Source organism: Lentzea roselyniae (assembly GCF_039537795.1).
Taxonomy (GTDB): domain Bacteria; phylum Actinomycetota; class Actinomycetes; order Mycobacteriales; family Pseudonocardiaceae; genus Lentzea; species Lentzea atacamensis.
The window spans coordinates 342,594-363,900 of record NZ_BAABBE010000007.1 but is presented as its reverse complement, the minus strand read 5'-3'; the positions used below and the strand labels follow the sequence as shown (position 1 = coordinate 363,900).

General features: G+C 69.3%; 20 protein-coding genes. 5 read left to right on the top strand and 15 right to left on the bottom strand.

Going from position 1 to position 21,307, the window contains the following annotated elements; translation table 11 throughout:
• Positions 1–209: 209 nt before the first annotated feature.
• The 4 genes from ABFX45_RS15745 to ABFX45_RS15730 form a co-directional block, all read right to left on the bottom strand.
• On the bottom strand, positions 210–455 hold the full coding sequence (locus tag ABFX45_RS15745; RefSeq protein ID WP_346130628.1) for a hypothetical protein: 246 nt from the start codon (positions 453–455) through the stop codon (positions 210–212).
• Between the two features lie 213 nt (positions 456–668).
• Positions 669–1,010: a hypothetical protein gene (locus ABFX45_RS15740; RefSeq protein WP_346130626.1), complete on the bottom strand. Its 342-nt coding sequence runs from the start codon at positions 1,008–1,010 to the stop codon at positions 669–671.
• A gap of 297 nt (positions 1,011–1,307) precedes the next feature.
• Positions 1,308–2,042, bottom strand: a complete 735-nt coding sequence (locus tag ABFX45_RS15735; RefSeq protein WP_346130624.1) for a bestrophin-like domain — start codon at positions 2,040–2,042, stop codon at positions 1,308–1,310.
• A gap of 387 nt (positions 2,043–2,429) precedes the next feature.
• Positions 2,430–2,561 (bottom strand): hypothetical protein, encoded by a 132-nt coding sequence (locus ABFX45_RS15730; RefSeq protein ID WP_346130623.1) that lies wholly within the window; start codon positions 2,559–2,561, stop codon positions 2,430–2,432.
• A 306-nt stretch (positions 2,562–2,867) separates the two neighbouring features.
• Between ABFX45_RS15730 and ABFX45_RS15725 the strand changes: the two genes are divergently transcribed.
• Both ABFX45_RS15725 and ABFX45_RS15720 read left to right on the top strand, forming a co-directional pair.
• Positions 2,868–3,077: a hypothetical protein gene (locus ABFX45_RS15725; RefSeq protein WP_346130621.1), complete on the top strand. Its 210-nt coding sequence runs from the start codon at positions 2,868–2,870 to the stop codon at positions 3,075–3,077.
• Positions 3,074–3,904 (top strand): DUF7507 domain-containing protein, encoded by an 831-nt coding sequence (locus tag ABFX45_RS15720; protein WP_346130619.1) that lies wholly within the window; start codon positions 3,074–3,076, stop codon positions 3,902–3,904. The genes ABFX45_RS15725 and ABFX45_RS15720 overlap by 4 nt, the downstream gene beginning before the upstream one ends.
• On the opposite strand, the gene ABFX45_RS15715 is transcribed toward ABFX45_RS15720, so the two are convergent.
• Positions 3,901–5,367: an FAD-dependent oxidoreductase gene (locus ABFX45_RS15715; RefSeq protein ID WP_346130617.1), complete on the bottom strand. Its 1,467-nt coding sequence runs from the start codon at positions 5,365–5,367 to the stop codon at positions 3,901–3,903. The two genes, ABFX45_RS15720 and ABFX45_RS15715, sit on opposite strands and share 4 nt — an antisense overlap.
• A 178-nt stretch (positions 5,368–5,545) precedes the next feature.
• On the opposite strand from ABFX45_RS15715, the gene ABFX45_RS15710 reads away from it, so the two are divergent.
• Entirely contained in the window at positions 5,546–6,004 is a 459-nt protein-coding gene (locus tag ABFX45_RS15710) for a hypothetical protein (protein ID WP_346130615.1), read from the top strand.
• 1 nt (position 6,005) lies between these two features.
• On the opposite strand, the gene ABFX45_RS15705 is transcribed toward ABFX45_RS15710, so the two are convergent.
• The 7 genes from ABFX45_RS15705 to ABFX45_RS15675 all read right to left on the bottom strand — a co-directional run bounded on the left by ABFX45_RS15705 (position 6,006) and on the right by ABFX45_RS15675 (position 16,674).
• Positions 6,006–9,413 carry an SDR family NAD(P)-dependent oxidoreductase gene (locus ABFX45_RS15705; protein WP_346130613.1) on the bottom strand — a complete coding sequence of 1,136 codons (3,408 nt, stop codon included), beginning with the start codon at positions 9,411–9,413 and terminating at the stop codon, positions 6,006–6,008.
• The gene (locus tag ABFX45_RS15700; protein ID WP_346130611.1) at positions 9,365–11,047 is read right to left on the bottom strand and encodes an SDR family oxidoreductase; all 1,683 of its coding nucleotides are present in this window, start codon (positions 11,045–11,047) and stop codon (positions 9,365–9,367) included. Before ABFX45_RS15700 ends, ABFX45_RS15705 begins: the two co-directional genes overlap by 49 nt.
• Before the next feature lie 16 nt (positions 11,048–11,063).
• Entirely contained in the window at positions 11,064–12,284 is a 1,221-nt protein-coding gene (locus tag ABFX45_RS15695) for an acyltransferase domain-containing protein (protein WP_346130609.1), read from the bottom strand.
• Positions 12,285–12,305: 21 nt separating this feature from the next.
• Positions 12,306–13,346, bottom strand: a complete 1,041-nt coding sequence (locus ABFX45_RS15690; protein WP_428834152.1) for an acyl-CoA dehydrogenase family protein — start codon at positions 13,344–13,346, stop codon at positions 12,306–12,308.
• Positions 13,347–13,364: 18 nt separating this feature from the next.
• On the bottom strand, positions 13,365–14,174 hold the full coding sequence (locus ABFX45_RS15685; RefSeq protein WP_346130605.1) for an acyl-CoA dehydrogenase family protein: 810 nt from the start codon (positions 14,172–14,174) through the stop codon (positions 13,365–13,367).
• A 5-nt stretch (positions 14,175–14,179) separates the two neighbouring features.
• Positions 14,180–14,986 carry an SDR family NAD(P)-dependent oxidoreductase gene (locus tag ABFX45_RS15680; protein WP_346130603.1) on the bottom strand — a complete coding sequence of 269 codons (807 nt, stop codon included), beginning with the start codon at positions 14,984–14,986 and terminating at the stop codon, positions 14,180–14,182.
• A gap of 152 nt (positions 14,987–15,138) precedes the next feature.
• Positions 15,139–16,674: a multicopper oxidase family protein gene (locus ABFX45_RS15675; RefSeq protein ID WP_346130601.1), complete on the bottom strand. Its 1,536-nt coding sequence runs from the start codon at positions 16,672–16,674 to the stop codon at positions 15,139–15,141.
• Positions 16,675–17,621: 947 nt separating this feature from the next.
• Here ABFX45_RS15675 and ABFX45_RS15670 point away from each other — a divergent pair.
• Together ABFX45_RS15670 and ABFX45_RS15665 are read left to right on the top strand one after the other, a co-directional pair.
• Positions 17,622–18,092, top strand: a complete 471-nt coding sequence (locus ABFX45_RS15670) for a type 1 periplasmic-binding domain-containing protein (RefSeq protein WP_346130599.1) — start codon at positions 17,622–17,624, stop codon at positions 18,090–18,092.
• A complete protein-coding gene (locus ABFX45_RS15665) occupies positions 17,981–18,439 on the top strand; it encodes a type 1 periplasmic-binding domain-containing protein (RefSeq protein ID WP_346130597.1) in 459 nt (152 codons plus the stop codon). The genes ABFX45_RS15670 and ABFX45_RS15665 overlap by 112 nt, the downstream gene beginning before the upstream one ends.
• Positions 18,440–18,628: 189 nt before the next feature.
• Here ABFX45_RS15665 and ABFX45_RS15660 read toward each other — a convergent pair whose 3' ends face one another.
• The 3 genes from ABFX45_RS15660 to ABFX45_RS15650 all read right to left on the bottom strand — a co-directional run bounded on the left by ABFX45_RS15660 (position 18,629) and on the right by ABFX45_RS15650 (position 21,092).
• Complete coding sequence (locus ABFX45_RS15660) at positions 18,629–19,819, bottom strand: glycosyltransferase 87 family protein (RefSeq protein WP_346130595.1); 1,191 nt, start codon at positions 19,817–19,819, stop codon at positions 18,629–18,631.
• An 80-nt stretch (positions 19,820–19,899) separates the two neighbouring features.
• Positions 19,900–20,133 carry a hypothetical protein gene (locus ABFX45_RS15655; RefSeq protein ID WP_346130593.1) on the bottom strand — a complete coding sequence of 78 codons (234 nt, stop codon included), beginning with the start codon at positions 20,131–20,133 and terminating at the stop codon, positions 19,900–19,902.
• Positions 20,130–21,092 (bottom strand): RNA polymerase sigma factor, encoded by a 963-nt coding sequence (locus ABFX45_RS15650; RefSeq protein WP_346130591.1) that lies wholly within the window; start codon positions 21,090–21,092, stop codon positions 20,130–20,132. Before ABFX45_RS15650 ends, ABFX45_RS15655 begins: the two co-directional genes overlap by 4 nt.
• Between the last annotated feature and the right edge of the window lie 215 nt (positions 21,093–21,307).

Sequence of the window (21,307 nt, the reverse complement as noted above, 5' to 3'; positions counted from 1 at the left end):
CCGCTACGAACGCAAGGCCGCCCACTTCACGGCATTCGCCCAGCTGGCCTGCGCGGTGATCTGCTACCGCCGAGCCATCAAGCTGGACCTGCTCACCCACGACAACCCCAAATGAGATGTGGTCTTATGAAGACCACGGGCTCGAACAAGCCCCATCGTCCCGTCGTGCGTTCACTCCTGGAGTTCAAGTCGGAGATCGTCGAGCGGTGTCAGCGTGGTGACCGCTCGATCGCACAGGTCGCGAAGGATTTCGACCTGACCGAGACCCCGCCGTGCGCGAGTGGGTCAGGCCAGGCCGAACGTGACACCTCGGTTGCGTCGGTGTGTGCGGGATCGCGGTTGGTGAGCAGCGCGTGCCAGCCGTCGAGCGTGCCCTCGGCGGCCAAGGCCTCGTCGTCGAACGCCCAGGCCAGGGTGGGTTTGCCGGTGGCGGGTCGGTGCTCACCGTGGTGCACAGGTAGGCGTTCACCCGGCGGGCCCGGCTGATCGCGGCGATCCGGGTGGTAACCGATGCGGCGTCGGGGTAGTGCCGGCTGCCCAGCCCGCGTTCCAGCCGCTGCAGGTCGTCGCGGGCTTGGGCAAGTTTACACTCCCGCGCAGGTGACGGCGGCCTGCGCGCAGGCGGTGGAGTGCACGAACACCCGGCGCCGCGTGAGCGTCGGTCTTCCTCAAGAGGCCCGGTGAGTGTCATGGTGTTCTCGAGCACCCGCCGCCGCCCCTGCTTTGGTCGTGCCAAGGCCGCTCGTCCCCGGCTGGTCACCGACCGGAAGGTCGCTGCCGACACCGACCTGACCGTCGAGTAGTCCACAGTGGATGGACGGAGGGGGGTTGCCGACGACGCCTGCCCCGAAGTCGCAGCCGTCGTCGGCCAACGGCGCCGCGGCGCCTGAGACACCGGTGCCTGCCGCCGACGAACCGGTGCCGACACCAACCTCGTGACCGAGCATACCCGCAGTGGCGTCGCCGCCGAGCCCGCCGTCGTTCAACGACAGACTGCTGTCGAGCTGCACCGGTCTCCTCAGCGGGGAAGGCGTTCGCCGACATCCCGAGCGCCAACGCCGGAACCCCGGCGGACACCGCGAGGACCCCTTACCCCACACGCTCCTTCCTGCTCATCACCCGAAGGCGGATGGGACAATACGGACAGGCCACCAGATCTGGCGTCCTGAACCGCATCGACCGTTCAATCGGGTGATCACCTTCAATCCATCCGGGACGGAGACCGCCGATCTCGAATCAAGTCCACATCGGACAAGCGACCCACTGCACCGAGTATCTGCGAGTCGCCGCCGACGGCCCGACCGCCCTCAGTCGATCTTGCTGAACTCCTTCTGCGCAGCGTGGAAGGCATCAGGTCCGACAGAGTTCATGCCGTCAAACGGGTGCTGGAGCCCCAGTTCCACAACCGCGACGACGCCCACCGAGGCGGCGGGTACCACCACCGCCGTGACGTGGTGGACTCCCGAGCTCAGCCCCATCAGCACGGGGTAGAGCACCATGAGCGCTCCGGACGCGAAGCTGCCGTACAGCAGCAACAGCAACATGGCGTCATCGCCCCCGGCCTGCTGCACGCGGGCGCGCCGGTTGTCGGTGATGGCGCGGAGGTTCTGGTCGACGGCCTGGCCGATCGCCGGGTCGGACGTCGCCGCCGCCCGGTGCAGTGAGACGAGCAACGCGTCCGCGGCCTGGCTCGACCCGCCGACGGCCATCGCGGGCCACTCGCGGTCCGCGACCTCAGCGGTGTAGTCGCGGATCAATCCCCGGACGCGTTCACGTTGCTGCTCGGGCATCGCGTCGGTGTGCCAGTACAGGTCGACGAGCCCGGCCGCCTCCGTGGACGAACCGGCGACGTCGCCGCTCTGCCAGGCGATCACGATGTAGAACGCCACGATCGCGATGAACAGCGCGTTGAGCACGCTGCCGATGAAACCGAGCGACTCGATGTCGAACTCGCCCGATCGGGCCCGCGCTCGGCGACCGGCCAGCACCAGCAGGAGTACGGCTCCGAGGATCGCGCCCCCGACGAGCAAGGCGGACACCATGTGAAGCAGCTTCCACCGGATGTCAGCTGATGGCTGACCGAGGCCCGGCGGTCCACCTCATGGAGTGAACCGCCGCGCACAACCGGGCACCATGGCCGATAGTGCGTCTGTGGCATCGACTATCGCGTCCCGGTTCTGGCGCGTCGCGGCCGCGCTGGGGTGCGTCGTGCTGTCTTCGATGCCCGCACGGGCCGACGTTCCACCGTTAGAGCTCGTCTTCGACCGAGTGCTGTACGGCGACTTCGTGCTCGTGGGCAACACCGTCACCGAATGTCCTCCCGAGAGCCTGTTGTGCCGGGAAGCGCAGCAGCGCAAGGGCAGGGGCACCTCGGCCCAGAACAACGGCCACGTCATGGGTTGGGCGGACGTCGACGCCGATCCCGCCACCTACAACTCCTCCAGCGCCGAGGTCGCGATCCCGCGCGGGGCCCGCGTCGTGCACGCGACCCTGACCTGGGCCGGTGACCTGCCCCAGCCGGAGCGGCCGTGCGGCGGCAGCGGCGTCGCGCCGGCGGGCATGCCGGAGGGTCAACCCGTCTCACTCAAGGTGGGTGGCACGGCGATCGCCGTGCCACCGCAGAAGTTCACCGCGGACGCCTCACCCGGAACGACGGACGAGCGCTTCTACAGCGCACGCGCGGATGTCACCGCCGCGTTCACGGGTGTGTCGGGTGCGGTCGGAGTCACGGTCGGGAACGTGTGGACGCCGCAGGGGCGCGACTGCTTCGGCGGCTGGTCCCTCACCGCGGTGTGGGCGTTCGACGGATCCACGCCTCCGGTCGCCGCGGCTCGCAGGCGGGTACAGTCTACGACGGGCACACGAGGGTGCGGACGGACGACGTGCCCGTGCGGGCGCGGGCGTCGGCGATCCGGTCGGCGGGCGGTCCGACCCGGATCGGCGTCGTGGCCTACGAGGGCGACTGGGCGGCAGGCGAGGATCGGTTGCTGGTCAACGACAAACCCCAGGCCGACAGCAACTTCTTCGTCTCCGCCGCCGACGGTGCGAGCGCGCCGGAGCGGCCGGAGCGGACGTGACGTTCACCGGCGGACGAGGAGACGCTTACCTGGTGCGAGGGCTGGTCGTCTCCTCGCCGCTGCCCGAGTTCCAGCTCACCCTCACCGGGCCCGCGGCGGCGCATCCCGGCGACCAGGTGCCCCATACGGCCCGGATCACGAACGTCGGCGCCGCACCCGCGGTGAACGTCCGGCTGACCGGAGACTGCGTGCGGGACATCGGCACGGTTGGCGCTGGACAGACGGTGACGGTGCCGTGTCCTGTCAAGGCGCCGGAGGATGACTACCGTGTGTCCGCCACCGCGGCCGCGGCCAGCCTTGCCGCGGACGAGCTGACGGCGGCAGCTTCATCCGCGGTGGACGTGTTGCATCCGGCACTTGTCACGATCCGAACCGCCACGCCGGACACCGTGCTCACAGGACAGACCGTGCGGTACGAGATCTCCGTGCGCAACTCCGGTGATACTCCGCTTGCCGGTGTGTCGGTCGACGACGATCAGGTGGTGGAGTGCCGCAAGGGTGACCTCGGCACACTCGCGCCGGGCCGGCAGGTCGTCGTGACCTGTGCCGGTGCCGCCCCGGACGCGGACTTCACCGCCACCGCGACCGCGGGTGGCACGGACGCGCTGGGCAAGCGGGTGACGGCGCAGGGCCGGGTGACGGTGTCGGTGCTGCACCCCAGGCAGGCGGTCGCGCCACCGCCACCGCTCCCCCGGCCGCAACCGCCGGTCCAGCCCGCGGCGGCCGTCCGGTCGCAACTGCCCGTGCCTACTCCGATCATCGTGCTCGGGGTGGCGACGATCGCGATGTCGTTGACGATCAGCGCCGTCGCCCGGCCCAAGCGCTAGACCGGAGTGGCGACCAGCTCTGCCCCGGCGTAGAAGTGTCGGAGCGCGGTGGCGAACTCCGCGGTGTCGAGATAGCCGCTGCCGCCGGCGTCGAGCGTGCGGAAGAACGCGGTGACGTCCGAGAGGGGCACGCCGAGGATCGCGAGCGCCTTCTCGAACTCGGCCTCGTTGATCGCACCGTCGTCGTCGGTGTCGCACAGGGTGACCACAGCCTCGGCCATCTGCCGGAAGATCGTGGTGTTGCCACTCAGCGCGCGGACGGCGGCCTCGTACTCGCTTCGGCTGATCCGGTGGTCACCGTCGGAATCCGCGACCGCGGACAAGGCCTGCCAGAACTCCTGGTAACCGGTGACGACTCGGTTGGCTTGCTCGGAGCCCGCCGGCGCGCCGAACCCCACGGCCAGCCGGTGTGCGACCGTAGTGAGGTCCTGTTCCTCGATATGCCCGCTGCCGTCGGCGTCGAGCAGGTCGAACTGCCGCACCGCCACCCGCTCGCGGCTCGACTGCGTGGGGATGCGCACGGTGCGCAGGTAGGACGCGATGGCCTGTATCGCCATGGCGCCCTGGCCGACCGCGGCACCTACGCGCTTCACCGTGCCGGCGCACACGTCGCCGGCGGCGAACACACCGGGCAGGCTGGTTTCGGTGAACAGCGGCTCCCGCTCCAGCGGCCACCTGTGCGCCACCATCTCGCCGGTGAGGACGAAACCGCGTGGGTCCAGCGCCAGCGCGCCGTTCAGCCACCCGGTGCACGGCACCATCCCGATCAGCACGTACACCGACTCCGCGGGCACGCGTTCGGAGTGGCCGAGCCGGGTGTCCTCGAGCTTCAACGAACTCAGCCGCTCGTCGCCGTCGGCTTCGTCGATCACCGTCGAGGTTCGCACGGTGATCGACGGATGGGTCTGGATGCGCTCGACGAGGTACTGCGACATCGGTGCGTCCTCGATCGACTCGCCGCGGACCAGCAGGGTCAGCGAGCGTGCGTGGTCGGCGAAGTACAGGGCCGCCTGTCCCGCCGAGTTGCCGGCTCCCACGACGTGCACGTCCTCGCCGGCTGTCTGCGCGGCTTCGGCGAGGCTGGCGCCGTAGTAGACGCCGCGGTTGGCGAACCGGTCGGCGCCCGTCGCGTCGAGGCGCCGCCACCGCATGCCGGTGGCGAGCAGGATCGCCCGTCCCCGCAACACCATTCCGTCCCCGGTGCGAACCAGATGGCCATCCTCGCAGGGCACCAGCTCGGTCGCGGTGTGCCCGACCAGCCACTCGACACCGAATTGCCGCGCCTGCTCGAGCGCGCGGTGAGCCAGGTCGGCTCCGGTCAGTCCACCGGGGAAGCCGAGATAGTTCTCGATCCGCGACGTCGAGCCGGCCTGCCCTCCCGGCGCATTGCCGTCCAGCACCACCACCCGCAGCCCCTCGCACGCGCCGTACACCGCCGCGGCCAACCCCGCCGGGGCCCCCACCGACGATCACCAGGTCGTAGGACTGCCTGCCCGCCGGTTCGGCGAACCCCAGCGCGGTCGCCAGCTCGACCAGGCTCGGATCACGCAGCGCGGAGCCGTCGGCCAGCATCACCGTGGTGGCCGCCGGATCAAGTCCAGAGCGGCCTGCCAGTGCCGCACCGGCCGAGGTGTCCACGTCGTGCCAGCTGAACGGAACCTTGTTGCGGTACAGGAAATCCTTGATCTCGTACGTCCGCGCTCCGTACCGGTGCCCGACCACCCTGATGCCCGGCTCGTGCAGCAACGGTTCGAGGACTGCCAGATCGTCGGCCGAGGTGACCACCGCGTATTTCACCTCCGGGTGCAGTGCGGCCACCTGGGGCACCAGCTCGGCCGCGAGCGGTTGTCCCATCACGACCAGTACCGGCGTGTACCGCTCCAGCACCCGGCACGCCTCGTCGTGCCCGGCGGCCTCCACGGTCTGCACGTCGTGCGCGCGCAGCCACGCGCCGATCTCGGACCTGAGGAAGACGTCGGTGTCGACGACGAGCGCCATCCGGTGATTTTTCGCCATGTCAAGCAGGGTCCTTCGCGACCACGCCTCCCACAAACAATCCGCACCCCTGCCACCCGGCCGCGTGATCAGCGGCCGTCGTGATTCAGTCGAAAGTGGTCTGGACAGCGAGCTCCACCCGGCCGGCTCCCTGTCCGTGCCAGCGCACTCCAGAGACCCGGATCAGCACGGTGCCGTCCGGTGCGAGCGCGGCCGATGGTCCCTCTCCTGCCATCAACGTGATCGCGTCGCCGTACCGACGCAGCAGTTCGACGTCGTTGTGTTCGGTGAACAGGCCGACCACGTCGACGCCGAGCGGGACCGGAACCGGACCGTCGCCGCAGCGCGCCAGCACGGTGAGCTGGAACAGGGCGTCGAGCAGCAGCGCGGGGACGCACAACTCGGCGAACGCGCCGAAACCGCCGAGGTCCGGGGTGAACCGGGCGGTGGCGGTCCCGTGCCCGATCCGGACGTCGGTCAGCGATGCGAAAGGTCCGCTGAGTTCCACTCGTGATCCCTCGATGTAGTAGCCGGGTGTCGCCGGCCGTCCGCGCGGGATCGGCACGGTCACACGAGCAGCGAGCGGGATTGCCGAGCCGGGCAGCACGGTCGCCTCGGCGTGCAGGCGGTCCTTGCGCAGCAGTGTTCCGTTGGGCGCGACGACGTCGCTCAGCACCCGCACAGACGTGCCGTCCACCGGCAGCCGATAGCTGACCGGCTTGCCGGGCGGTGCGGAGACGGGTGCGTGGAAGCGGACGTCCTTCACCACGACGGGACTGTGCCCACGCGCCGCCCGCACGGCGAGCTCGACGATCAGTGCTCCCGGCAGCGTCGGCACACCGCCGAGCAGGTGGTGCCGTAGATGGCCGTCCCGCTGCGGATCAGGCGTCCATCTGAAGGGTTCCTCGCCGTGCAGCATCCGCCGCTCCGCCGTGCCGAGGAACGTGACCTCGGCGTCACCACAGCCGAGCTCGGCGAGGAACATCGCGGCACCTTGTTCGTCGGACACCGCGGTCAGCGCTCCTCGCGCTCGCAGCAGGTCGCGGGTGACCGGCTCGGCCGCGAAGCCCGAGGTGTCCCACAGCGGCCAGGCAATGGTCGTCTCGCGTACACCGGTCCGCCGATGCCACGCCGCACCGGCGAGCAGCACGTCGTTGCCCGCGCAGTAGGCCGCCTCCCCTGGCCAGCCGAGCACCGACAACAACGACCCGAAGTTGCACCACCGGGCCGGTGGCCGGTCGGCGAAGGCATGCAGGAGATTGGCGTACGTCAGCACCTTCGTGTCCCTGACCTGTCTGGCGATCGGCAGCGGTGTCGCGCGCACGGTTCCGCCGTGGTGGATCCCGGCGGCGTTGATCAGCAGGTCGACCCGGTCCTGCTCCTGGTGGATCCGGTCGATCGCCGACCGCACGGCGGTGGTGTCGGTGAGGTCGCAGACGATGTGGTGCACCCGGCCCTGGCCGCAGATCTCCGCCAGCCTGCGCATCGTCCGGCCGGTCTCGGCACTGGCACGCATCGCGTCGTACTGGGCGGACAGCTGCGCCACGGTCCGATGTGGACCTGACTCGCGCTTGATGTACTCGGCTCTCGACATGGAGAGGTCTTCCGCGGCGGGTGCCTGTCTGCCGAGGAGGTAGACCGCCGGGGCGTACCGCGCGGCGAGCGCGGCCAGCACCTCGGCGGTCAAACCCCGTGTGCCTCCAGCGGCGACCACGACCCCGAGCTGATCCGGGCACGCCGCCGGTTCAGCAGCAACGAGATCGTATTCGTACCGCGTACCGGCGTTGTGCACCGCGACGAACAGTTCCGGTGCACAAGCCGACTCCCCTGCCAGCAAAGGCAGTGCGTCGCTCTCGTCGGTCAGCACGGCGAAGCTCAGCGCGTCCGGTTCCTCCCTGGCGAGCGACTTGATCAGTCCGGTGAACATGCCGGTCGCCGGGTGCGGCGCTCCGCCCCGCACCGCGCCGGTGAGGGCGACGCCGAACGACGACCCGGCACCGGCCGTCCAGCGCGCCGCCGCGAGCAGGCTCAGATCGTGCAGCGTCCGCAGTCGTTCCAGCGTCCCGGCCTCGTCCGCGGCGGTCACATCGGCGACCACTCGCACGTGCGTGATGCCGCTCGCGGGCAGGAGCGCCGCGAGCGTCTCCTCATCTGCTGCCTGCGGTACGACCACGACCCGCGCGGACTCCGGCGCCACCACGACGGTGTCCGCGGTGAGCACGAGCGCATGCTCCGGGATCGCGGGCAGGGCGGGGCGTATCGCGGTCGCCGGTGTGGGGAGCAGCCTGCGCACCACGCGCTCTACCGATGGCTCCCGCCGTACCAGCCGCCGGAGCAGCGCCAGCAGGTGATCCGCACCGAAGTACGTCCGTCCGCTTCGGACCGGCTCGCAGCTCAGCTCGCGGCCGAGCACCGGAAGGCTGTGCTCCTTCGCGGTGGACTCCCGCATCAGCACCACGGTGAAACAGCCCTCGGCCAGCGCTCGCTCCTCCCCCAGCACCTGGGCGAACTCAGGCGTGGTGTTGCCGTTGAGCCCGGCGACGACCGCCACGTCCAGGTCGCCGTGCCGCAGGTAGCGTTCGGCGCATCGGAGCGCGTCGCGGCTCGACTCGGGTCCGGTGTCGATCGTGACGTTGAGCCCGTGCAGGTCCCAGAGCGCGGCGAGCCGGGCAGCGATGACGTTCGGCATGATGCCGGGGAACGAGTCCTCCGTGCTCGCCGGCGCCAGCGACTTCACCTCCGCAACGAGGTCTGCGGGCAGTTCACCCAGGCACTTCTCCAGGTCGCCGAGGTAGCAGCGCAACGCGTAGTGCACCGCCCGGCTGGTCGGCCCCATGTGTCCCACCACGACTCCGGCGGTGTCGTGCAGCGCGGCGCAGGCGTCGCGCACGTGTTCCGGAAGCCGCGCGGCCGCGTTCAGCAGCATGATCTGCGTACGGTCCATGGTGCGCAGGCTGGCTGGCGGCAGGCGGACCTCCTCGAACGACGGCATCGGGTACTCGGCGCCGAAGCTCGCCGGCGGCTCTGGCCCAGTGCCGCACAACCACGCGGTGGCGTCGCCGCCGGGAAGATCGGCGGACCAGCCGACCACCACCACGTCCTCGTTGGAGATCTCCCCCGGCGAACCCAGGTCGCCGAGCACGAGATGGGCGTTGGTGCCGCCGAACCCGAAGGACGACACGCCGACGTTCGTGCCCAGGGGCAGTGTCGTGTGCCGCAACGGTGGCGTGAACCTGCTGCCGCGCAACCCCTCCAGGGGCTCCCGCAGGTAGCGCTGAGCCGGTACGGCACCGCGGCGCAGCCCGGCCAGCGCCTGCACGAGCGAGACCAGTCCGGCAGTCCAGCCGGTGTGACCGACGATGGACTTGTTCGACGAGAGCAGCGCGGGCGGTCCGGTTCCGGCGACCTCGTGCAGGCCGGTCAGCTCGGTGCTGTCCCCTGCACGCGTGCCAGTCGCGTGGCCGATCACCCAGCCCACGGACGCCGGGTCGATCGAGCGGTACGCCCGGCGCAACGCGATGGCCTGGCCCTGCGCGTTCGGTGCACAGATGGCTTTCCCCTGCCGTCGCAGGACATCCCGATGCCGCCGATGATGCCGAGGACGCGATCACCATCGGCTCGCGCGCGAGCCAGCCGCTTGAGCACGACCACACCGGCGCCGTCGGAGAACAACACACCTGACGCGTCGCGGTCGAACGACCGGACCTCGCCGGTGCGCGAGAGCCCCTGCAACTTCGAGAACAGCACGAGGTTGCGTGCGGTGTATTCGAACGCCCCACCACACACGGCAACGTCGCAGGCCTTCTCGCGTAGCGCTTTCACGCCCAGATCGACGCTGTAGAGGGAGGACGAACACGCTGTGTCGATCATGATCGGAGCGGTCTCGTCCGGCAGCAGCCCTCTGATCGCGTTGCGGCCGACACGGTGCGGCAGGAACTCCACCGCAGAGACGTCGAGCCGCCGGTAACGTGCCCGCAGCCGATCCGAGGCCGCGTCACCCAGCCGCGCCAGGAACCCGGCCAGCACCAGCCGTTCCTCCAGGTCCTGGTTGCCGTCCACGGTGTAGCCGAAGGCGGCGAAGAAGCGGTCGTCCGGGCACCTGCCGACGCCGTCCAACGCGGTGATCAGGCTGTGCCGCAACCACGAGGTGGTCGACTCCAGTGCCTGCCCGGCCAGTGACGGGTGCGGCACGAAGTCGGTGATGAACCCTGAGCGGCGGCAGTAGGTGCGGTCCTCGGCGTCTGGATCGGCCGAGTAGAAGGAGCCGATGTCGAACCGCGTGGGTTCGCGGAACACGTGCTGGTCGCCTTCCAGCAGGTGCCACAGCTCGTCCGGATTGTTCGCACCCGGTGTCACCACGCCCATACCGACAACAGCGATCGCGTCCGGGTCCACTTCGGACTCGCCTGGGGCCGGTGACAGCAGCATGGCGCCCAGGGACAGGCCGCCGTCGGCGACCACGGTCTGCCCGGTGATCCAGGACGCCGCCGGTGAAGCGAGGAACAGCACGAGTTCGGCGAGCTCCTCCTCCGTGCCGAGCCGATGCCCCAGCGGGGTGGCCTCGCGCACCCGCCGCGCGAGCCCGTCGGCGTTCGGGATCATGCCGGCCACAGCACCGTCGATCAGGCCGCCGGAGGCAGTGTTGAACCGGATGCCGCGGTCGGCGAACTCCACGGCCAGATAACGCGTCAACGACTCCACCGCGGCTTTCGAGGTGCCCACCGTGGCGTAGTCGCCGATCACCAGCGAGCTGCCGAGCGAGGAGAGGTTGACGATCGCGCCACCGCCGGTCATCAGCCCGGCGGCCCTGCGTGAGCACCACAACGTGCCGCGCAGGTTGGTGTCCCACGCCCGCTGCCAGTGCGATTCGTCCAGTTCGGACAGTGGCAGGAGCGCACCGGACGCGGCGTTGTTCACCAGGACGTGCAACCGGCCGTGGCGCTCGCGCACCTGGTCGAACATCGCGTCCACCTGCCGCTGGTCGGCGACGGAGGCGCGCACCAGTTCGGCCGAGCCGATCGTCCGGAGCTCGGCGACGAACTCAGGTGCCTCGGCGTGGGCGTGGAAGTAGTTGACGATCACGTGTGCGCCACGGCCGGCCAGCGCGCGGCAGATGGCGCGGCCCACACCCCGCACGCCGCCCGTCACCAGGACGATCTTGTTTTCATCGGGCGTTGCCGACGTAGTCGGCGATGCGGCCGAGGGTCGGGAACTCCCACACCCGCAGCCCACCCGGCTGGGCCGGGACGCCGAACTCCGCGGCCACCTTGGTGAGCAGGGAACTCTGCTTGAGCGAGTCGATGCCCAGCTCCGCCTCCAGTTGGGCGTCCTCGGTGAACACCTCGGGCGGGTACTCCAGCGCCGCCGCGTACATGGCACGCAGCCGTGCGAGCGTCTCGTCACGCGCCGGCGGCGTCTCACGTGGCGCGGGTTCCGTACTGGAGGCGGTTGTCCCGCCGCTCACCGCGCGCAGGCGTGCGGTCTCCTGCGCCGGGTCGTGCAACGGGGCCGAGACCTCCACGCCGGGCACGGTCAGCTCCACACACCGGGTCAGCGTGTGCAGTGCACCGCACTCGACGAAGCGGGTGAAGCCGAAAGCGTGCAGGTCGCGGATCGTGTCGGCGAACCGCACCGGCGCAGTCAGGCAGTCCGCGATCGCCAGCTTCAGGTCGTCCGCGTCGGTGTAGCGGCAGCCGTGGACGGGCGAGTGCACCGGCAGCCGCAGCGGACGCTGCGGTATCGGCGCCATGAGCCGCACGAACTCCTCCGCCGCAGAGCGCATCGACGGATGGTGTGACGCGTAGGGCACCTGCAGGCGGGTGCAGAAGATGTCGAGCGCCTTGGCCTCGTGCGCGATCTGGTCGATCGCGGCCGCCGGACCGCTCACCACGGTCTGGCGCGGAGCGTTCACGCACGCGACCACGACGTCATGCCGGTCCAGCACACCGATCAGGTGCCGTGCGACGGACTCCCGCACACCGAGCGCGACCATCTGTCCCTCGCCCTCGGTGTTCCGCAGCGCCGCCGTGCGGGCGCAGACGATGCGGACGCCGTCGGCGAGCGAGAAGGCGTCCGCACACACCAGTGCCGCGATCTCGCCGAAGCTGTGTCCCACCACCAATTCCGGCTGCCACCCTGCGGCGACCAGCAGCCGGTGCACGGCCACCGACGCACCGAAGATCGCCAGCTGCAACGCCTCGCCGCTCAGCTCCGTGACCGACCGCTCAGGTCCGGTGAACAACAGCTCGGTCGCCGGCACACCGCTGACCGAGTCGATCTCCTCGAACGTCTCCGTGATCAAAGACAGATCCTGACGGGCTTGGCGCAACATGCCCGGTGCGTACGCGCCGAGGCCGGGAAACAGGAAGACAGTGCGATCCGGCATGCAGTGCTCACAATCTTCTTGTCACGGAATGCGGACAGCCACCGCCCCGGGCTCCTGCTCGATGTGCTGACCCGGCACCCCGGCCGCGTCGTCGGCGGCGACGATCATCGAGTGGTCACCCGCGCTGATCGGCACCCCGAGCACGTCCTCCGGAATGCCGAACGCCTCGAGCAGAACTTCCACGTGCGGCGTTATCTGGTCGCACAACGCGTTCAGCTGTTCGGGGACGGCCATCACCTGCTCCGGGGCGAGCAGTTCGTGACACAGCAGCCAGGCCGCGCCGCGTTCGATCTCCTCGATGGCGAAGAACGCGCACAACGGCCGCAGAGCCCCGGCGGCCTCCTCTGGCAGCCTGCGCACAGCTGCCAGCATGCTCTCCAGCACCAGCCGGGCACCGTGCACCGACACGAAGTCCCTTGCCCCGTGGATGTTGTCGTTCCACGCCTCGGTCGGTGTCGCGTCCCAGTCGGTCGCCCTGCGGATCCTGGCGGCCAGTTCGGCCTGCATGATCCGCTCCCGGCTGTGCGCCAGCCCGAGCCAGAGCTGCTCGTCGAGCAGGTCCATGTCCTTCGGCTCGGCGAGCTCCGTCTGCGGTGCCCGATAAGCGATACCACCGATCATCGCCTTCGCCGCGTCCAATGCCATCAACAGGTTGTCGCCACCCGCCGCGTTGGAGACGATCGCGAGCCCTTCGTACTCCAGCAACCTGTTGACCGCGAACACACCTCGCGCACCGCAGCGCTGCCGGCACTCCGCGATCAGGCGTTCGGCCGCCCAGACGGTGATCGCCTTGGTCAGTGACAGCGTCCGGTACAGAGGATCCAATGTGGAGGGGTGAGGTGGCTTGCCCTCGCTGTTGCTGATCATCGCCGCCACGCGTGCCTGTTTGGCGCGGTCGGCGTGACACGTGAGGGCGTATGTAGTGGCGAGTGCGCTGTAGAGCGCGCGTTGCTGGCTGCGGTGCCGCAGCACTGATCCCCACGGTTCGCGACGGTCCATGGTCTGACGCGCCAGGTTGTAGCGGATGGTGATCTGGGTGGCCGCACGGCTCGTGGCCGCCAGCGCGGCCGCCTGGGCGGTTCACACGCTCTGCGCCACGGTCAGCGACCGGACCAGGCGCTTGTCCGGGTTGACGAGAGGGTCGTGGAACTTCCCGTCCTCCGTGATGGTCGCGTCGTCGCGCAGCAGGTTCCGCAGCGGCACCCGGACGTGGTCGAACGAGATCACCGCGTAGTCCATCGGCACCAGCGACATCTCGGGCAACGGTGTGATCGTGACGCCGTCCGCCAGCCCGTCCTTCCCGCGCAACGGGACCAGGACCATGAACACACCGCAGTCCGCGCCACCGACATTGAGCTGCGCGGCCACAGTCGCGGGTTTCGGCACTTCGTCCGCGCCGACGTTCGGCATGAACTTGCGGGCGGCGGGATCAGGGGTGTGCAGGACGAGCTCACCGGTCGCCGGGTCGAGCGAGGCCCTCGTCCGCATCGACACGTGGCTGTTGCCGTAACCCAGCTCGGTGATCAGCAGCGACCCGGTGGCGCGCATGGCTTCCAGGTCCTCGACGAAGTCCTCGACGTCGTCACGTCCGGCGCTCAGCTCCCGCACTGAGGCCAGCGTGGCGTGATGGGTGACCATCGCGATGAACAGCGACGGGCTGACCACCGCGGTCCATTCGAGCAACGCGAACAACAGGTGGGGATCAGTGGTCAGCTCCTCGGCAGGCACCTCGCTGTTGACCAGCTTCATCTGGTCGTAGGTCAGCCGGACCTTCTCCTGGTACGTCAGACCTTCGTGCGGCGCGAACAGCTCTTCGCGGAACAGCCGGTGCAGCCGCTCGCGAAACTCCGGGACCACCGTGCCGTGCACCACGTCGGACAGGTTCGGCATCGGCGTCACACTGTGATCCTGCCGAGAGCGAGCAGGTCGATCATGGCCGGTCCGCCGACGCTGGACGTCATGCCGCCGTCCATGGTGACGGTCGATCCGGTGGTCAGACTGGCGGCGTCGGAGGCCAGGTACACCGCCGCACCCACCACGTCCTCCGGCTCACCCCAGCGCCGTGTCGGGACCGCCCGCAGCAGACCGTCGGACACCTCCTGGTTGCCCGACATGGTCTTCGTCAGCCCAGTGGTGAGCCATCCCGGCACGATCGTGTTGACACGCACACCGCTGGAGGCCCACTCGGCGGCCAGCGTCTGCGTCAGCGACGCCACGGCGGCCTTCACCGCAGCGTACGGCGCGAGCATCGGCACGCCGCCGACGCCGGCGACCGAACCGATGTTGATCACCGAACCGCTGCCCTGCTTCACCATCAGCCTTCCTGCCGACCGGCAGAAGTGCACGACAGAGTCGAGGTTCAGCCGCAGCGTCTCCGTCCAGTCCTCCGGCCGCAACTCCAGGAACGGGCCCGCCGACGCGAACCCGCCCACGTTGTTCACCAGCACGTCCAGCCTGCCGAGCTGCGCCACGGCGTCCGCTACCGCCGCCTTCACCTGGTCTGCGTCGCGGGCGTCACACGTGATCACCGCGGCCCGCCTGCCCCTGCGCCGGATCAGGTCGGCGACCTGATCCAACGCGTCCGTGCCGCGGGCGAGCACGGCCACCTCGGCACCGGCGTCGGCGAAACCGAGGGCGATGGCGCGTCCGATCCCGCGCGACGCGCCAGTGATCAACGCGCATTTGCCGGAGAGACCGAACATGGTCGTCAGACCCGGCCGAAGATCGAATTGCCGGGAGCTTCCGGATCCTCACTGATGTAGAAATCGCACAACGCGTCGAGAATCTCCTCGAGTGACAGGAAACCGTCACCGCTGGCGTCCAGCCGGGCCGCGCTGGACTTATCGACCAGGCCCTACAGGTATTCGATGAGCTGCATCATGCCTTGGTCCTCGTGCTGCAGGTGATGGCAATGCAGCACCGTACGGCCGCGGAAGCGTTCGAAGCGCAGGCGGATGACGACTTCCTTGTGCTGGTTGATGCTGACGGTGTCGTGCCATACCGGTGTCGGCAGCGGTACCCCGTCGGCGGCGACCACCAGGAACGGATTGGTGTGGATGTGGAAGGGATGGTTGCTGTGGTCGGCCGGGGTTTCGTTGCGCAGCAACCACTCTTCCACTCCGCCCAGCGGCAGGCGGTGGTTGACGAAGTCCGGATCGAACCTGCCGTGCATGGGATCCATCGGGTCGTTCGGGCTGCCGGTAGCCGGGGTCGCGCCGTCGCCGAGAATCCGGAAGCCGGTGGTGAACGCGCCGTGCAGGGCGTGCTCGTCCGAGCGGAAGATCAGCGTGCGGCGCCCGTTCCCGTGCGGGCCGGTGGGCGTCAGGTCGCCGGGGCCGATGAACGGCAGTGTCGGCGTGCCGGGCAGCACGTCAGGCAGTTCCATCTGACGCGGCGTGCCCGCCACTTCCACGGTCATCAGCACGACTTCACCAGCCATGAGCCGGTATCGGCCCGGTGCGGCCGCCTGGACCATGACGTCGGCCCGGCCGCCCATCGCGAGCGGCACCGCGTTCCGCTCGACGGTTTTGGGAAAGGTCAGCCCGTCCTGGGCGATCTGGTGCAGGCCGTGTCCTTCCAGCCTGACACCGAGCACGGTGAACGCGCCGGCGTTGACGAGCCGCCAGCGGTGCACTTCCCCTGGACGCATCCGGATGAGCGGGTCGCGCTCACCGTTGACCAGGAACGTCGAGGGCACCGACCGAAGAGACTCCTCATGGGTCAGCTCGGGCACTCGCCCGTCACGGAGCTTGAGCTCGCTGATACACACAACCACATCGGCGGCCGCGGCGATCTGCGGCACCCGGTCCACGGCGCCTTCGACGATCAGGACCCCGGCCATCCCGCTGAGCAGCTGCACCACGGATGAGCCGTGGGTGTGCGGGTGGTACCAGTAGGTGCCGGCCTCGTGTTCCGGCGGAAGATGGACTTCACTGCGATACCTGGCTTGATACAGCCCGCGTGCCGGGTCACGCGGTGTGAAGGAGCGGAACACGTTGTCCGCGATACCGCCGGGGTCGACGTGCAGGCCGTGGGTGTGCAGGTTGAACGTGTTGAAGTGGTGCGGGGTGTTGTGGTCGTGGACGTGGTCCTGGTCCGGGTTGGGCGGCAACAGGTTCAGCTGATTCAGCACCAGCTTGTCACCTGGGCGCACCCGCAACGTCGGGCCGGGAATGGAACCTTCGTAGGCGCGGGTGACAATCGTCCCCAGCCCGCGGATTCGGTTCTTCGCGAATCCCACGCGAAGTGTGGTCTCGAGCCTCCCGCCCGCCGAGGTACGCGCCGACGGCTGCGGGAATCCGGGCGACGGCGCATTTGCCTCGTGCGGAGCGAACACCAGCACGCCGGCGGCGAGGCCGGTCTGTTGAAGGAACGCCCGCCTGGTCACCATAGCCGTATCCGTTCTCCCGGTGAAGATCGACGATAGCGCGCACCCCGAACTGGCCGCCGACTCTTTCGGGTGATCGGAGCTGAATGTGATCCAGACGAGTTCGGGGCGCTGCCGAAGCTGGCGTGGGCCTTCTGGAGACCGACGAGCGGAACGGCAAGATCAGCGAAGCCGAGGAAGTTGTGATCGACGGCAACGATAGTGACCTCGGCTATCACAGGAGGCAGACGCCGAAATCGTCCAGAGTGTGTCCACTGTGGACATCACCGCCCGGATCAAGACAAGGACGTTGAACCGACGGTGCGGGAGACACGAGAAACGGCTTTCGATGAAGATCGTTCCCGTAGCGTCCCAACGCCATCGCGTCACCAAATGTCAGCTCACGGCATTCCGGGTGAGAATCGGCGGTGACCGATGAGCGCGAACGAGCGAAACAGGCCGAGAACATCGCACGCTTCATGGTGGATCGGTTCAATGTCGGCGACCTTGACAAGCGTGGTGGCACTCTACGAGCCGGACGCGGTGATCGCCTCGCCCGGTGGTGGCGTGGCGGCGGGACATCGGGCGTGGAGTCGTTCGGCGTGCATGTGGGGGTGAGCAGGGCATCGAGGTGGATCATTACCCGCGGTTCTCTCGTGAAGGCCGTGGGGAGCGTTTGGTAGATGCGGCACACGGCTTCTTCGATGCCACGATAGGTCTGTCCCGCCAACGGCACGCACGTCGCCCCATTCTCGGGCCCGAGCAACAAGCCCGCTGGAGCTGCGAACGCATCTGCCGCAGCGCGAGGTTGATCGCGCAGGAGGCTTGACTCCGTGTCATCCACGCCACCAGATTCGTTGCCGTCATCAACATCCTGACCACCACTGACGGCGCCGAGAGCAGAGCGGACGAGGTGATCGCGGGCTTGCCCCCTGGGCGCGGCGGCTGTGCGGGAGTTCGGGCGGCGTGGCGTGAGCCTGGTGCTCACGCTCGGTGGCACGCACACGTTGCCCGCGGTGGCGGCGGCATGCGAGGAGTTCGGCGTGCCGGGGGTGTCGACGACGTTGCCGTGGCAGGTCTACCAGGCCTGTCGCGGGGTCGCCGAGCCCGCGTGGTCGTTTCACTTCTGCTGGGGACTGGACGACATCGCCGGCGCGTTCGCCGACATGTGGGACGGTGTGGCCGAACACGCGACCGTGGGATGCCTGTGGAACAACGGCGTGCAAGGCACCGCGCTGCGCGACCCCGCGAACGGGTTCGGGCCCACCGCGGCCACAGGCTCGTCGACCCCGGCGGTTACCAGGAACGATCCTGCACGTTCCACCGGCACGTGGACCAGTTCCTGGCCGAACGCGTGCAGGTCGTCACCGCGGCGGCCGACGCACGTGACCTCGCGGAGTTCGCGGCGGCCGCCGGGCGGCGCGGCCTGCGGCCGCTACTGATCACCTGCTCCCGATGGTTGAGCTATCCCTTCGGCGCCGAGCGGGCAGCACTGGACGGCAGATCGGCAGCGGAACTGGCTGCCGCCTACGAGAAAATGACCGGCAGGCCGTGGCTTCAGCCACTCGGTCTCGCCCACGCACTCGTCGAGGTCGCCGTGCACGCGTTGCGGTCGGCGGACGACCCAGGCGATCGCCACGCGGTCGCGGCGGCGCTGGCGCAGACCCGGCTCGACACGATCGGCGGCACCCTGGACTGGACCGCAGGCCCCGCGTCATCGATCGCGCGCGTGCCCCTCACCAGCGGCCGCTGGATCCGCCACCAAGGCCGCATGCAACTGAGGACCTAATGTCGTGGGCTCAACCCATCCGGCTTCCATTCCGATACCGAGATCATCTTCCAGCTGCTCAACGCCGGTCTGCGGATCACCGACCGTCTGATCCCGGCGCACTGCCGCGACGAGGTGGCGAGAGCGACCACCGGTTCCGCGTGCCGCCCGAACCGCGTCAGCGGCGGCCGGACGTGAAGGCAGTGATGATCAGGAACGGGCCGCCGAAGTGGCTGACGCAGGGTGTTGCCGTTGCCGTCCTCCGGTGCGGAGCAGGATCGCGGACCAGACGGCGGCGGCCACGAGCAGGAGGTTGCGCAGTACAAGTATCACTGTGACGGCCACACCGCGGTCATGCAGATCGTCCCACAGCAATGGGAACTCCAGGTGTGTCAGTCCACAGCAGACGACGATCAGCAGGGCCACCGGCCGTTGCCGGCTCCGCGGGTGCGCGAGGCACGCGGCAGCCAGGCCGACCGCCCAGATGAGGTACTGCGGGCTGAGCACCTTGCTGGTGACCATCACGGCCAGGACGACGGTCAGCGCCAGATCGCACGGGGCGGCGAGGTGCTCACTCCAGCGCCACCACCACACCACGAGGAAAAACGCACCGGCCACCGTCACGAGCAGCAGCAGAAGCAACACGACGTCAACGCGCGGACCGACCAGCTCCCACGAGCCGTACCGCATGACCAGTTCCGGGCCGCCACCGGTGAGGCGCTGCAGCAGGAACGGAGTCGCCGCGACGGCCTCGACCTCCAGACCGCGGTCCCGCTGGTTGGCCAGAAAGCCCAGCGTCCCGGGAACCACCAGCCCGACCCAGGTCAGGACCTGAAGAACGACCGCCGCCGCGCCGAGCGTCGCGTACCGTGCGCGCTGTCCCCGGCGGAACATGCCGAGCAGGAACACCGGCCACACCTTCACCAGAGCGCCCGCCCCGATCAGCAGGCCGGCGGCGAGCGGATGCCGGTACCGCAGGACCGCCGCCACGGCGAGCGCGGTGACGAGAACGTCGACACGGGTCAGCCACAGCGTGCCCAGCAGCGGTGGGACCAGCGCCCAGTACCAGGCACCCGCCCGCATGGGTTGCCGAAGCAGCAGAACAAGGGTCACCAGGTCCACGGCCAGCACGAGTGCGACGAACGCCCAGAGGTAACCGAGCAGGCTCTGTCCGGACAGGAGGCCCGCCAGCGCCATGGGCGCCGCGGCGCCGGGCGGGTACTGCCAGCCGTGGTCATGGGCCGGGAGAACGCCGTGGCTCAGCGAGGTGAACCACCAGTTCGCGTACACGCGGATGTCCGAGGCCACCAGTCCCGTGGCGAACCGCGGGTCGAGCACACCGGTGAGCACGGCCGCGCGGCCCGCGCACCACACGGCGCCGATCGTCATCGCTGCGCGCACCCGGCCTCCTCTCGCGAACGACGGGTCCCGGGAAGCCGCCTTCCGTGTCGCACACGGCTTTCCCGGGACCACGTACACCGTCAGTCGTCGGTCTCGCAGCCGACCTTGGGAGGCGTCAAACGGGCCTGGCAGTCGACCTCGAAGGCCGTCGCGACCGGCCCGACCCACACGCTCGTCTCCGCACCGCCCTTGCACGAGTACGGCTTGCATTCGAGCTCCCCGTCGGCGGAAGCTCCGGTCATCGTCACGGCCGCGAGGCCGAGAACGCCGGTCGCCACGGCCGCGCACAACGCGGCCACAGTTCTGCGGTTCATCGAAGTCGTCCCTTCTTGTCGACACTGTGATGAGAGGACCCCGCACCGCCCGAAGGAATGCGCTTGACGGTCCTCTCACCGATTAGTCGCTCGGTCCGGCCCGACCCCGCAGAAAAACTCTCCCTCTGGACCTTTTTCACTCCAATGGACTCATGGCGTGTGGCATTGCGAGACGGGGAACCTCTGCGGACGGGCGGCACCGGGCCTGGGCGCGGCGAGGCGTCGGCGGCAAGGCGAGCCGGCCTGGGCGACGCCACAGCCGGGATCGCCTCGGCCGCCGTGACGACGCGGACCTGGCCTGGCGACGCCGCGGCACGGACCGGCTCGGCAGGCGCGGTGGTCGGGCTCGCCGTGTCCGGGGGCGTGGTCGTCGTGTGCGGCAACAGGATCACCGAGGTGGAGAGTGCGGCGACGGGCACCGTGGCGGCGAGTGCGATGCCGGGCTTTCCGAACCGGCACGCGGTCCCGGCGAGCACAGCCGCCGCGCCCGCCGCGAGGCCGCGCAGGAACCGCCGGGCCCTGGTCAGGTGCGACTCCACGGAACGCCGGGTCAGGCCTAGGTCGGCAGCCGCCTGCGTGATCGTGCTGCCGTCCGCCATCGCTAGGCACACCCGCCTGGTCATCGGCGGCAGGGTGTCCACCGCACCGGCCAGCCAGCGCGCCAGCGCGCGATCGGTCACTACCTCGTCGGGCGTGGGGACATCGCCATCGCGCACGGTCAGCCTGCCGAGCGCCGCACACTCCCGGCCAGACCGCCGCATGTGGTCGATCGCCTGCCGATAGGCGACCACGACCAGCCAGGACGCGGGCGAGTCGATCCGCTCACCCGCTCCCTGCCGCGCCAGCAGGACGAGCACGGCTTCGTGCGCGCAGTCCTCGGCCTCGGCCCGGCTGAGCCCTGCGGCCTGGCATCGTCGAACAGCCTGTTCCAGGGCATGCGCCCAGTCACTGGAATGCATGTCGATCACCCGCCTTTCGACCGGGTAATCGAGGTCACGTGGCATACCGTTATGCGGCGTACGGGTGAAAGTGCGTCGCGCCCCACAATCACGAACATTTTTCTGAACAGGTTTCTCGTTCATCAGACGGCACATTCACCTGAATGCCGCCTAACGTTATGCCTGCTGGATCCGACTAAGTCGTGGATGTGGCCACAGCCCTCACGGCGGCGTCC